Source organism: Halococcus sp. PRR34 (assembly GCF_028617175.1).
GTDB classification, from domain to species: Archaea; Halobacteriota; Halobacteria; order Halobacteriales; family Halococcaceae; genus Halococcus; species Halococcus salifodinae.
In genome coordinates this window covers 1-11,661 of the sequence record NZ_JAQJDA010000026.1, presented here as the reverse complement: position 1 = coordinate 11,661, position 11,661 = coordinate 1, and the positions used below count along the sequence as shown (strand labels likewise).

Annotated in this window: 12 protein-coding genes; 4 read left to right on the top strand and 8 right to left on the bottom strand. The window is 65.8% G+C overall.

Going from position 1 to position 11,661, the window contains the following annotated elements; genetic code table 11:
• Window positions 1–201: 201 nt before the first annotated feature.
• Window positions 202–1,404 carry a threonine synthase gene (locus tag PHA81_RS18710; protein ID WP_005044841.1) on the bottom strand — a complete coding sequence of 401 codons (1,203 nt, stop codon included), beginning with the start codon at window positions 1,402–1,404 and terminating at the stop codon, window positions 202–204.
• A 416-nt stretch (window positions 1,405–1,820) separates the two neighbouring features.
• On the opposite strand from PHA81_RS18710, the gene PHA81_RS18705 reads away from it, so the two are divergent.
• Window positions 1,821–3,122, top strand: a complete 1,302-nt coding sequence (locus PHA81_RS18705) for an NAD(P)/FAD-dependent oxidoreductase (RefSeq protein ID WP_005044843.1) — start codon at window positions 1,821–1,823, stop codon at window positions 3,120–3,122.
• Here the strand turns inward: PHA81_RS18705 and PHA81_RS18700 are convergent.
• Complete coding sequence (locus tag PHA81_RS18700) at window positions 3,114–3,803, bottom strand: metallophosphoesterase (protein WP_005044846.1); 690 nt, start codon at window positions 3,801–3,803, stop codon at window positions 3,114–3,116. The two genes, PHA81_RS18705 and PHA81_RS18700, sit on opposite strands and share 9 nt — an antisense overlap.
• Window positions 3,804–3,909: 106 nt before the next feature.
• On the opposite strand from PHA81_RS18700, the gene PHA81_RS18695 reads away from it, so the two are divergent.
• Complete coding sequence (locus PHA81_RS18695) at window positions 3,910–4,617, top strand: hypothetical protein (protein WP_005044848.1); 708 nt, start codon at window positions 3,910–3,912, stop codon at window positions 4,615–4,617.
• A gap of 71 nt (window positions 4,618–4,688) precedes the next feature.
• On the opposite strand, the gene PHA81_RS18690 is transcribed toward PHA81_RS18695, so the two are convergent.
• The 4 genes from PHA81_RS18690 to PHA81_RS18675 form a co-directional block, all read right to left on the bottom strand.
• Window positions 4,689–5,282: a J domain-containing protein gene (locus PHA81_RS18690; protein ID WP_005044850.1), complete on the bottom strand. Its 594-nt coding sequence runs from the start codon at window positions 5,280–5,282 to the stop codon at window positions 4,689–4,691.
• 62 nt (window positions 5,283–5,344) lie between these two features.
• Window positions 5,345–5,611, bottom strand: a complete 267-nt coding sequence (locus PHA81_RS18685; RefSeq protein ID WP_005044851.1) for a DUF5827 family protein — start codon at window positions 5,609–5,611, stop codon at window positions 5,345–5,347.
• A gap of 141 nt (window positions 5,612–5,752) precedes the next feature.
• Entirely contained in the window at window positions 5,753–6,364 is a 612-nt protein-coding gene (sod, locus tag PHA81_RS18680; RefSeq protein ID WP_005044853.1) for a superoxide dismutase, read from the bottom strand.
• Window positions 6,365–6,780: 416 nt separating this feature from the next.
• Window positions 6,781–8,181 carry a deoxyribodipyrimidine photo-lyase gene (locus PHA81_RS18675; protein ID WP_005044855.1) on the bottom strand — a complete coding sequence of 467 codons (1,401 nt, stop codon included), beginning with the start codon at window positions 8,179–8,181 and terminating at the stop codon, window positions 6,781–6,783.
• A gap of 179 nt (window positions 8,182–8,360) precedes the next feature.
• On the opposite strand from PHA81_RS18675, the gene PHA81_RS18670 reads away from it, so the two are divergent.
• Window positions 8,361–8,528 (top strand): hypothetical protein, encoded by a 168-nt coding sequence (locus PHA81_RS18670; protein ID WP_005044858.1) that lies wholly within the window; start codon window positions 8,361–8,363, stop codon window positions 8,526–8,528.
• Window positions 8,529–8,566: 38 nt separating this feature from the next.
• Here PHA81_RS18670 and PHA81_RS18665 read toward each other — a convergent pair whose 3' ends face one another.
• Together PHA81_RS18665 and PHA81_RS18660 are read right to left on the bottom strand one after the other, a co-directional pair.
• Window positions 8,567–9,316 carry an iron-sulfur cluster assembly protein gene (locus tag PHA81_RS18665; RefSeq protein ID WP_005044859.1) on the bottom strand — a complete coding sequence of 250 codons (750 nt, stop codon included), beginning with the start codon at window positions 9,314–9,316 and terminating at the stop codon, window positions 8,567–8,569.
• Window positions 9,316–10,368, bottom strand: a complete 1,053-nt coding sequence (locus PHA81_RS18660) for an amidohydrolase family protein (RefSeq protein WP_005044861.1) — start codon at window positions 10,366–10,368, stop codon at window positions 9,316–9,318. Before PHA81_RS18660 ends, PHA81_RS18665 begins: the two co-directional genes overlap by 1 nt.
• 157 nt (window positions 10,369–10,525) lie before the next feature.
• Here PHA81_RS18660 and PHA81_RS18655 point away from each other — a divergent pair, with 157 nt between their 5' ends.
• Window positions 10,526–11,566 (top strand): NAD(P)-dependent alcohol dehydrogenase, encoded by a 1,041-nt coding sequence (locus PHA81_RS18655; protein ID WP_005044863.1) that lies wholly within the window; start codon window positions 10,526–10,528, stop codon window positions 11,564–11,566.
• Window positions 11,567–11,661 lie beyond the last annotated feature (95 nt).

The following is an 11,661-nucleotide window of genomic DNA, read 5'->3' as shown; positions in this document are numbered from 1 at the left end:
GTGCGGGGCGGTTGCGGTCGCGGAAAGCGTAATATCCGCGCGAGCGATGGGCGGCGCGAGCGTAGCGAGGGCCGCCAAGCGAGCGGGGTTCGCCGCGAACGAGCGAAGCGAGTGAGCGGATGTTTTTAGTCGAGGTTTTTGCGAGGAGTGGTGGGCGAGCGAGTGAAACGAGCAAGCGCACCCGACGAAGTAAAAAAGTCGCTAGACACCCTTGCCCATCAGATGACTCCGGAGAATGTCGTCTTCTTTGTTTCCGGTGGCGGTGTTCATGAGGACCACCGTGTCGTCGCTCTCGAACTCCCCTTGTTCGGCGAGGTCCCACGCGCCGCTGGCGGCCGCCGCACAGGTCGCGCCCATCTCGATCCCCTCGTGCTGGGCCACCGTGATCGCGCTGTCGAGGATGTCCTCGTCGGGGGTCGCGACCGCACCGCCCTCCGACTCGTCGAGTGCGTCGAGGATCAGCGGGCTCGCACCGGGATCGGGAATCTCGATCCCGCCACAGATCGTATCGGGCGTGTCCCACGTCTCGTGTCGGTCGTCTCCCTCGTTCCACGCGTCGACGATCGGCGCACAGCCGCTCGACTGGGCGGCGTACATCGCGGGGAGGTCGTCAGTGAACCCGAGGTCGCGGAACTCCTTCGCACCTTTGTGCATCCCGACGAGGCCGACACCGCCGCCGGTGGGGTAGACGATTCTGTCCGGGACCTCCCTGTCGAGCTGTTCTGTGATCTCGTAGTACATCGTCTTCTTGCCCTCGTGGCGATACGGCGTGGTGAACGAGCTCGTGGAGTACCACTCCTCGCCCTCAGGCCGATCGTCCATCGCGTCGGCACAGGCCGCGGCGGCGTCCTCGAACCGACCCCCGACCACGGTCATGTCGCCACCGTGGACGTTGATCATCGCCTTGTTCACGAAGTTCGCCCGCGAGGGGACGAACACGTGTGAATCGAGCCCCGCGCGGGCGGCGTACGCCGCGGCCGACTGGCCGGCGTTGCCCGCCGAGGTGAGTACGATGTCGCTCGCGCCGTGCTCGCTCGCGGCCGACACCGCGAGCGCGTGGCCGCGATCCTTGAACGAGCCCGTCGGATTGCGGCCCTCGTCCTTGATCACGACGCGCCCGACGCCGAGCTCGTCGGCGAGATCAGGACACTCGATCAGCGGTGTGGTGCCCTCGTCCATCGTCACCGCCGCCGCACGCGGGATCGGGAGCAGCTCCTCGTAGCGCCACTGGCCGTCGAACGGCCGATCTTCGAGCTCCGCGCGCGTGAGATCGATTTCCGCGTAGTCGTACGTCGGATCGCAGATCCCGCCACACTCGGGACACTCGTGAGTCACCGACTCGGCGTCGAACTGCTCGCCGCAGTCGGTACATTCGAGCCCGTCGAACGCCGCGGTCGTCTCCATACATCGAGACGGGTCGGGAGCGACAAATGGGTTCCCGTCCGACTAGAATCACCGAGGCCATTCTGGACTGTTGTCAGTGAAATCGTCTTCGAGACCGACAGTCTCGATACGGCTTCCGAGACCACACTGATGCCGACGCCAGTGAAAACCGCAAGCCACACGCCTCCCCGACCGACTCCCTCATTCGCTCCGCTCACTTCGTTCACACCGCTCGTTCAGTCATCCCTCGCACGCGAGTTGCGCGCCGACGAGCGGCGTCTGCTCACGGCGCTTCGCGCCGTTCGCACGGCCAGCGGGACGGTACTGCCGTCCCGCTCGGCGCAGCCGTGCGCCAACCGCACGGTTGCCTCTCCAGTTCGTGACACGCCGTCAAGCCCGATGGGAGGCGTTTTGTCCCCGGCGATCGGAGCCGATCCATGACTCGGGTCATCGTCGTCGGCGGCGGGCTCGCAGGGCTGACCGCGGCCCGTCACCTCGCCCGCGCGGGGATCGACGTCCAGGTGTTCGAGCGCCGGAGTTCGGTCGGCGGCCGCGTTCGGAGCCGTCACGAGGACGGGTTCGTGCTCGATCGGGGGTTCCAGGTGCTGTTCACGGCCTACCCGGCGGCGAAGCGCGAACTCGACCTCGCTTCCCTCGATCTCCACGAGTTCACACCCGGCGCGACGCTTGCGCGACCGGGCCATCGAACCACACTCGCCGACCCACTCCGCGATCCTGGCTCGCTCACCAACACGCTGTTCAACCGCGATCCCACGCTCTTCGACAAGCTCCGAATCCTCTCACTCCGCCAGGAATTCGCTGACCGGGACGAGGCCGACCTCTTCGCCGGCGACGACCGATCGATCCGCGCACTCCTCGCCGATCGTGGGTTCTCGGAGCCGTTCGTCGAGCGCTTTTTCGCCCCCTTCTACGGCGGGATCACGCTCGACCGGGACCTCTCGACCTCGGCCGCGGTGTTCGGCTACACCTTCCGGATGCTCGCCGAGGGGTCGATCGCGATCCCCGCCGACGGAATGGGTGCGATCCCCGCACAGCTCGCCGACGCCGCCCGCGACGCCGGAGCCGAAATCACGCTCGACACACCCGCCGAGGCGATCGAAACGCCCGAAAGTGGGGCTGGAGCGATCGACGCGACGACCGCCTCGACCGACGAAGTGACGGTCGAGACCGGTGGCGAGACCCACGAGGCCGACGCGGTCGTCGTCGCCACCGATCCGCAGTCTGCCCGCGACCTCACCGGCGTCGCGTCGATCCCGACCGACGCCCGCGGCTGCGTGACTCAGTATTTCTCGCTGCCGACCCACGACGCGCTCGACACCGGACGGAAACTCCTGCTCAACGCCGAAGAGGACGGCCCGAACCACGTCGCGCCGCTCTCGGCGGTGGCCCCCGAGTACGCTCCCGAGGGCCGGGAACTCCTGAGCGCGACCTTCCTCGGCGACCCAGACGAGAGCGACGATGAACTCGCCAGACAGGTCAAGCGGACGCTCGCGGCGTGGTACCCCGAGCGACGCTTCGACGACCTCACCCATCTCCGCACGGACCGGATCCCGTTCGCCCAGATCGCCCAGCCGCCCGGCTTCTACCGTGACGCGCCAGCCGTCGACGCTCCAGCCGGCCCTGTCTATCTCGCCGGCGATCACACCCGGTGGTCGTCGATCCACGGCGCGATGGACAGCGGCCGCGCGGCCGCCCGCGCGGTGCTCGACTCAGAGTAGCTCTCGAAACTCGCCAAGCGACGGAAATTCGAGTGTCTCGTCCCGATCCTCGTCACGAACCACCGGTCGAAATCGCTCGATGTCGGTGACCAGCGGCGAGCGTTCGAGCGTTTTGTGACCGTGACCGCCGTTGACAGCGACACCGCTCGCGAGTCGGGTGAACGCCGGGAGCACGAGCACGTCCGCACCGTGGTAGATACCCTCGCCGAGGAGATAGCAGGGCCAGTCGTCACCCTCGATGGTGATCTTCGGGTGGTCGTGACCGACGACGTACCGCTCGGCCTCGCGATCGGGTGGCTCGTGGCCGTGAAGGATCGTCGTCTCTCCCGCCGAGAACGCGGTCGGGGTCGGACCGTCCCACACCCCATCGAGCATCGTATCGTGATTGCCTGGAGTGACGACCAGCCGTGCGCCGGCGTTCTCGACGACGGCTTCGACCTCCCGAAACGCCTCGCGCGCCGCGGTCGGAACGTGCGAAAAGGCGTGGAGCACGTCGCCGGCGAGGACGACCGTCGTGGGCAAAAATCGATCACACAGCCCGTCGATGCGGGGCGGAACGTCTTCTTCCGAGAGCGGCAGCTCGATGTCCGCGCTCGCCCCGCGCCCAAGGTGGAGATCCGCGAGCACGAGCGTATCGCTCTCGGGGAGATAGATCGCCCGGTCGGCGAACGCTGCCTCCATCGCTGTCGTCTGGGGACGCGAGACGGATAGCCGCACCGAACGGACGCGACTCGTCACCAGCCTTCATTGTGTTTTTATTATAATTGTGGGTGTGTCTCGTACTGTGATGGAACACGACCCGTTCGGTCGCGCCATCCGCGACTACCACCGCGGCGAACAGGACGAAGCACTCGTCGACCGCGACGGAGCGGAAACTCGCGAGCATCCGATCGAGGAGTTCTATTTCGGCGCGTTCGAACCCGAAAGCGAGAGTGGGGCGTGGCTCACGTCCTGGCTCGACGGTCCGTTGCTCGATATGGGCGCGGGTGCGGGTCGTGATACGCTCTACTTCCAGGAGCACTTCGAGACAGTTGCCATCGAACCATCGGCGTCTCTCGTCGAGACGATGCGCGATCGCGGCGTTCGGGACGCCCGTGTCGGGGACATGTTCACCCTCCGCGAGTCGTTCGAACGCGACCGATTTCAGTCGGCGCTCGCCATCGGGACCCAGATGGGGCTCGCGGGATCGATGCAGGGATTGAGACGGTTTCTCGGTAACCTCGCGTTCGTGACGACGCCGGACGCGAGCGCGGTGCTCGATGGGTACGATCCGAGCCACGAGAGCGAGGACCTGATCGGCTACCGCGCCGACCCGACACCGGGGTTGGCCCACCGGGTGCTGCACTTCGAGTACGACGGTGACGTCGGCGAAACACTGCACTTCCGCCTGTTCAGTCCCGATCGGGTCCGTGAGGCGGCCGTCGGTACTGGCTGGGCAGTAGTCGAGTGCAGAAGCGACGCCGGTTACTACCGGCTGGCGTTGACGAAAGCCTGATCCGGGGTGTGGTTCGCCCGATAGCGACATCTGTCGAGTCGGAGGCGGTGCTCTCGATCGGGTTGACGTGACTACCCGGCGTGTTCTTTCGCAGTCGTGTACGCCTCGCGCACCCGACGGAACTCCTCGTGATCGCCGCCGTGATCCGGATGGACCTGCTTCACTTTCTCGCGGTAGGCCGTCTTGACCTCCGCGACGCTCGCGCCTGCCGGGAGGCCGAGTACCCCGAAGGCGGCGCTCGCAGGGTCGACTCCGGTTCCCTCGTCGAGTGCGAGATCGGGGGTGTCGAACGGCAGTCGCGAGCCGAGATGAACACCGGGGAGTTCGTGCTCGACGAGAACGGCGTCCGTCGCCGCGCGCTGGATCCGGTAGTACGCCCGTGCGTCGAACGTGATCGCGACGTCACGTTTCGGGAGGTAGAACGCGACCGACTGGCCACAGACCGGATGCTCCTCGGCAAACGGTTCGTCGATCGATCGGAGGTACTCGCGAATCTCGCGCCGGCGCTTCCTCTCCCCGGTGAGCCGCGTCGAACTCTGTACTGTGGTCGGGAACAGTCGCGCACCGACGACGAACACGCTTGCGACGACCACGAGGGAGGCGAGCGCGAGGGCACCGCCGAGAACCAGCCACTCGGACAGCGGGGCGGTCACCTCTTCGAACACGTGCCGCGGTAGGCGTCGCCAACTAATAAGCGACTCGACGGCGTGGGACGAAATCGTATGATCTATGCGCTCAGCCCGTAGTGACCCGGTTCGTCGCCGCTCGCGGGCTCGGCGAAACAGAGCGCGTCGGCGTTCGTGACCATCCACGGGATCGCCCAGTCGAGCAGCACGTCCTCGGTCTCGACATCGAGTTCGGCGTCGGGATCGAGCCCCTGCAGGAGGCGTGCGATCTCGTAGACGGTGTACATCGTCTCGGAATCGAGCACTTCGTCGGGGGCGCGGAACTCGAAGGGGCGCACGCGATCGAACGACGACTTCGGTCGGGGCATACGGTCGCTACGCCGAACTGGCCTAAATCCTCGGCGGTGTGGTCGTGCTCGGAACGGTGCTGATGGCTGGACGGTCGGTTCGGCCTCGTGTCCGGAGCTGTGGCTGGGCGGTTGAGCGCACAAAAATCGTGAGTTCGGGAACTACTCGTGGTTCGACGTGGTCTTTGCGAAGTTGTCCGCGGCGGCGTCCCAGTCGACGACCTCGAAGAAGGCGTCGACGAAGCTGCCACGGTCGGGACCGTAGTCGTAGTAGTACGAGTGCTCCCAGACGTCGAGCGCGAGCACGGGATGGGCTCCCCAGAGCGCGCCCTCGTCGTGGTTGTCGACCGCTACGTTCCGCAGCTGGTTGGCAACCGGATCGTAGACGAGCAGCGCCCAGCCCGAGGCGGCCGACGCGGCGGCCTCGAACTCGCCCTTCCAGCCCTCGTAGGAGCCGAAGTCCTCCTCGATGCGGTCGGCGAGCTCTCCCGAGGGTTCGCCGCCGCCGTTGGGGCTCATGTTCTCCCAGAACATGGTGTGGAGGTAGTGCCCACAGCCGTTGTGAGTCACGTTGCCAAGTGCACCACCGGACGAGGAGAAATCGCCCGACTCACGGTTCTCGGCGAGCGTCTCCTCGGCGCTGTTGAGCCCGTTGACGTAGCCCTGATGGTGGGTGTCGTGATGCCACGTCAGTACCTGCTCGGAGATGTGCGGCTCGAGAGCGTCGTAGTCGTACGGAAGCGGTGGAAGCTCCGCGTTCGAGTGTTCGGACATGATCAAATCCTCCATTCGGTACATCGCCGCGATAGCTGTTAAAGGTTGAGGAACGGGTGGTACCACCCCACATGATTGTCCGCCAGTCGAAACAGACAACGGCGGTGGCGCGCGGGAGTGCGCCGCAGGCGCGCGACTCGCGCGAGGTCTGCGCGAGCGGTGGGCGGCGCGAGCCGAGCACGACCCGTGAACGAAGCGAGTGCAGGCTCGGCAAAGCGAAGCTCTGACGGTGGATGACGGAGCGGAGTGAGCGAAGCGAACGGAGCGGAGGAATCGGTTGGGGAGGTGTGTGGCGGTCGCGGTGCGGTTCTCATTCGAGTCGGAACTCGTGGTGGTGGGTCTACTCGTCAACAAAACTACCTTGTTCCGGCGTCATCCGCTACTGATTTCCGACGGTCCCGTTCGCTTTCCGTCGGTCAGTCGTCGCCGCGCGCCCGCTCGAACATCGCGATGGCCTCCTCGCGGCGCTCGCCGTGATCGCAGATCGGTGCGGGGTACTCGGGCGCGAGATCCTCACGTTCCTCGTCGTCGAGTTCATGCCACGAGTGGATGGCCTCTGGGTCGACGCCGTCGAGTTCGGGAACATGCGTCGTGATGTACTCGGCGTCGGGGTCGTAGCGCTCGCCCTGGGTCATCGGATTGAACACGCGAAAGTACGGCTGGGCGTCCGTTCCGGTGGAGGCGGCCCACTGCCAGCCCCCGTTGTCGTTCGCGGTGTCGTGGTCGACGAGTCGCTCCCGGAAGTGGTCGTAGCCCGCACGCCAGTCGAGCCGGAGGTCTTTCGTGAGGAAGGAGGCGACGATCATCCGGACGCGGTTGTGCATGTACGCCTCCGCGCGGAGCTGGCGCATCCCGGCGTCGACGATGGGGTAGCCCGTCTCGCCCGCCTTCCACGCCGCGAGATCCTCGTTGTCCTCGCGCCACTCGATCTCGTTCGTGAAATCCTTGTAGTTCTGTGAGACGACGTTCGGGTTGTAGTAGGTGACTTGGGTGTAGAACTCCCGCCACGCGAGCTCCTCCCGGTAGGTCTCGACCGCCTCGTGCTCGGCCTCGCTCTCGGCTTCGTCCAGCGCTTCTGCGGTGCGTTCTACGACCTCTCGAATCCCGATGGTGCCGTACTTGAGATCCTGTGAGAGCCGCGATGTGCCCGAGCGTGCGGGGTACTCGCGCTCCTCGTCGTACTCGAAGATCGGCGATTCACAGAACCTATCGAGGCGCTCACGGGCCGCTCCAGTGCCCGCCGAGGGAAGGTTCGCGTCGGGTTCCTCGAACCCCAAGTCGTCGAGTTTGGGGAGTTCGTCGCCGACCACGTCGGCGAGCGCGTCGGCGTCGGGAGCCGGGACGGGATCGTCTTTCTCGCGGTCGAGCCACTTATCGCCGAAGTAGGAGAACACCGCGTAAGGATCGCCGTCGTTCGTGGTGATGGTGCCTGGCTCGTGATGCACCGCGTCGTGGAACGTCTCGTGCTCGACGCCCGCCTCGTCAAGCGCCGCACGGACCGCCCCGTCGCGTTCCTGGGCGAGGCCCGTGTAATCGTGGTTCCAGACCACCCCGTTGGCCCCGTGTTCCTCGGCGAGGTTCGGGAGTTCCTCGGCGGGGTCGCCGCGGGCAATCACGAGATCGCTGTCGCGCTCGCGATACCACTCACGGAGCCAGGCGAGCGCGTCGCGCAGAAACGCCATCCGTGGTGGGGCGGCGTGCTCCAGTACGCTGGGGTCGAAGACGAACACCGGGAGAACGGGACCATCGTCGGCGGCCGCGGCGAGCGCACGGTTGTCCGCCGCGCGGAGGTCGCGCCGGTGCCAGTGAAGTCGCATACTCGGGACAGGAACGGGTGCTCCCTAAACCACCGGGTAGCGGTGCGCCGGATGTGTGATCGTGGGGGGAACGACGGTGTCCGGAATCAGCGGGGCCCCAACGGGCCCGCAGCGTTCACGGCAGCGCGGGCCGCACAGCCCCCGAACGGTTTTGCCGTTCCGAGACGTGTTTCGTGGATATGTCGGAGGACGAACGACAGCTCGCCGAGGACAGTCCACCACGGATGGTGCTCTGCCAACGCTGCAGTGAGGAGTTCGACTGGCGCAAGGACTCGTGTCCGCACTGCGGGTGGGAGAAAGCTGAGTGGACCGACGAAGGCCGGTACGGCCTCGCAAGATCGGACTGAACAGCGGCCGGAAAGCGACTCGCTGAGATGCGGTCGGCTCAGTCCGCCCCTTGGACACCGTTGCGCGCTTCGTTGAGTGCCGAACAGACGCTTCCCTGTCCGGTCGCGTTCGTCTTTGCTAGCCGCGCGCGGCGCTGGACGGGTTCGAACTCCGCGGTCGGAATCGTCTCGCCGTCGGGCGTCGCAAACAGCCGATCGGTCGAATCGGTCACCAGACCCACAGCGGTGGCTTTCCGGAGGTACTCGGCCATCGGCTCGGCCGGCACGGGAACGACGAGACCGCCGTCGGCGAGCGAGACGAGTGCCTGCTCGTCGTCGAGCGAAACGTCCGCGCGCCGGAGTTCGACGACCTGCTCGGGGTCGATACCGGCGTCGGTCAGCGCCTCGACTGCGCGGTACTGCCGCCCCATCCGTGCCTTCTCGTCGAGCGTTCGCCGCACGTCCGCGATGCCGTCCTCGGCGTCGGGGAAGGCGTCCTCGAAGGCCAGCCCCTCGTTCACGCCACGATTGATCTCGTCTTCGTGCATGTGGTCTTCGAGACGAACCGTACACTCCTCGACTCCCGACAGGTCCTCGATCTCGTCGCGCGCGCCGGTCGCCATCATCCACGCGAACGCGGGTGAACACCATGCCGTCGGGAGCACGAGTTCCACAGTCACGGACGATTCGTCGATGGCGAGGTCGTGGATGTAGTCGAGTTCGACGATCGACTCATCGAGTTCGGGATCGTCAACCCGATCGAGGCGCTCGGTCACGGTCGCGCGGGTCGGGCGGGCGCTCGTCGCCATCAGTCCGCGGCGGCCTCCCCGTACTGGTCGGCCATGTCGAACTCGTCGCTGAGTTCGTCGTCGCGGAGTTTCGCCTTCCGCTCCTCGATATCGATATCGTAGAGTTCGGCGGCGTTCTCGCCGATGATCTTCTTTTTCACGTCGTGAGTGAGTTCGACGCCGAACTCGTCGCGCTGGTCCTGGGTGAGTTCGGCCTCCATCACCGCCTCGACGACCCACTCGGGTTCCCAGAGCGCGTAGTCGCTCCCGAAGAGGAGGTTGTCCTCGCCGACCCAAAAGAGGAGTTCGCCCATGATCTCGCCGAACTTCCGCGGGCGTGCGTGCGCCATCGGCGCGACGACCGCCAGCCCGCCATAGACGTTGGTCTCCTGGGCCCCGATGTGGGCGAAGTCGTCGAACCGGGGGAAGCCGACGTGCTCGACGATGAAGTTGAGTTCCGGGAACGACGTCGCGGCGTCGTCCACGTCGGCCACGTCGAAGGCGTCACGATTCAGCGGCCGAATCGTCGGTCCCTTGTGTGCGTGGATGTTCGTGATTCCCAACTCGGCGCACTTTTCGAGGTACTCGAACGATTCCTCGGAATCGAGCCGCCAGCCCTTCGAGCCGTCCTTCCACTCGGCGGTGTAGAGTTTCACGCCTTGGATGTCGTGTTCGTCCTTCTGGCGTTCGAGTTCTTCGAGCCCTGCCTCGCCCTCGCGCGGGTCGAACCGTCCGTTGAGCACGAACCGTTCGGGGTACTCCTCCGTGAGGTGGGCGTTGTCCTCGATGGTGTTGAACCCGTCCTCGTAGAACTCGCTGAGGTAGGTCGGCTGGAAGATGCCCATGTCCGCGTGGCCGTCCCGAAAGAGGTCCTCGATCATCCGATCGGCGCTGTACTTGCGGTACTCGTCCATGTCCCAGAGGCGCTCCTCCGGCGTGAACGCCGAGTGGTAGTCGTAGAAACACTGAATGAACTGTTCGCCGCCTTCGTGGATGATGTTCTCCTCGCTTGCATCCCAGTGATGGATGTGCGAATCGATAACGAACACGTCCTCTCCGTCGTGCCGGTACATGACGCATGATGAGTGGTCACACGAAACAATATATCTTTGCCAATTTTTCGGCATAATTGGCCGCAACTCCGTTCGGACGGACTGCGTGGCCGGCTGACGTCACAGACAGCGGTCACGAACACTTTTGCCGACGACTGGAGTACTGGTGTGTGCTACCATGAAGGCAGCCAGACTCCACGAGTACACCGACGAGATGGACGACGCACTCTCGATCGACGACGTCGACGCACCACAGGTGAACCAGGCCGATCACGTGGTCGTCGACATCGAAGGCGCGGGCTGGTGCCAGACGGACAACCACGTCATCGAGGGGATGTGGGAGCAGTACATGCCCCAGGACCTCCCGATGACGCTCGGCCACGAGAACGCCGGCACAGTAGTCGCGGTCGGCGACGGCGTCTCGGTCGTCGCGGAGGGCGACCAGGTGATCTGTCATCCGGTGATGACCTGCGGGACCTGCCGTCCGTGCCGACTCGGCGAGGACATGTACTGCGAGAACGTCGCCTTTCCAGGGCTCTCGACCGACGGTGGGTTCGCCGAATCCCTCCTCACCAACGAACGCGCCGTCATCCCGCTGCCCGATGGCGTCGATACGACCGACATCGCGCCCCACGCCGACGCGGGTATCACGGCCTACCACGCGGTGAAAAAGGCCGCCCGTGAACTGAACCCGGGCGATCACGCGGTCGTCGTCGGCATCGGGGGGCTCGGCCACATCGGGCTCCAGTGTCTCGACGCGATGAGCGCCACTACCATCACCGCGGTCGATCTCAAAGACAGCGCGCTCGATCTGGCGACCGACCTCGGGGCCCATCACACCGTGAACCCCGACTCGACGGACGTTGCGGGCGAGATCGAATCGATCACCGACGACGTCGGCGCGCAGCAAGTGCTCGACTTCGTCGGCAGCGACGCGACCACCGCGCTCGCGCCCGATGTCGTCGCCGCCGGTGGCGACCACCACGTCGTCGGCTACGGCGGCCACGTCCATGAACCCGCCCAGGCGCTCGTCAACGGCGAATTCAGCTATCGCGGCACGCTCGTCGGCCAGTACACCGAACTCCAGGAGCTCGTTGCGCTGGTCGAACGCGGCGACGTCGATCTCCGGACCTCGCGGTACGGGCTCGATGAGATCAACGACGTCGCCGCGAAGCTCGAGCACGGCGAGATCGAGGGGCGGGCCGTTATCACGCCCTGAAAGCCCTCGGAACTGCGCGGGCAAGCCCGCGCATCCGGCCTCGCTGTGCTCGGCCGGACGCCTGACGGCGGCTCCTCGCCCTTTTCATGTCCACC

Coding starts and splice junctions, on each gene's coding strand:
- PHA81_RS18670 (WP_005044858.1), top strand. CDS start 8,361: ATGTCGGAGGACGAACGACAGCTCGCCGAGGACAGTCCACCACGGATG.
- PHA81_RS18700 (WP_005044846.1), bottom strand. CDS start 3,803: ATGGAGGCAGCGTTCGCCGACCGGGCGATCTATCTCCCCGAGAGCGAT.
- PHA81_RS18665 (WP_005044859.1), bottom strand. CDS start 9,316: ATGGCGACGAGCGCCCGCCCGACCCGCGCGACCGTGACCGAGCGCCTC.
- PHA81_RS18660 (WP_005044861.1), bottom strand. CDS start 10,368: ATGTACCGGCACGACGGAGAGGACGTGTTCGTTATCGATTCGCACATC.
- sod (WP_005044853.1), bottom strand. CDS start 6,364: ATGTCCGAACACTCGAACGCGGAGCTTCCACCGCTTCCGTACGACTAC.
- PHA81_RS18685 (WP_005044851.1), bottom strand. CDS start 5,611: ATGCCCCGACCGAAGTCGTCGTTCGATCGCGTGCGCCCCTTCGAGTTC.
- PHA81_RS18655 (WP_005044863.1), top strand. CDS start 10,526: ATGAAGGCAGCCAGACTCCACGAGTACACCGACGAGATGGACGACGCA.
- PHA81_RS18710 (WP_005044841.1), bottom strand. CDS start 1,404: ATGGAGACGACCGCGGCGTTCGACGGGCTCGAATGTACCGACTGCGGC.
- PHA81_RS18675 (WP_005044855.1), bottom strand. CDS start 8,181: ATGCGACTTCACTGGCACCGGCGCGACCTCCGCGCGGCGGACAACCGT.
- PHA81_RS18695 (WP_005044848.1), top strand. CDS start 3,910: ATGGAACACGACCCGTTCGGTCGCGCCATCCGCGACTACCACCGCGGC.
- PHA81_RS18705 (WP_005044843.1), top strand. CDS start 1,821: ATGACTCGGGTCATCGTCGTCGGCGGCGGGCTCGCAGGGCTGACCGCG.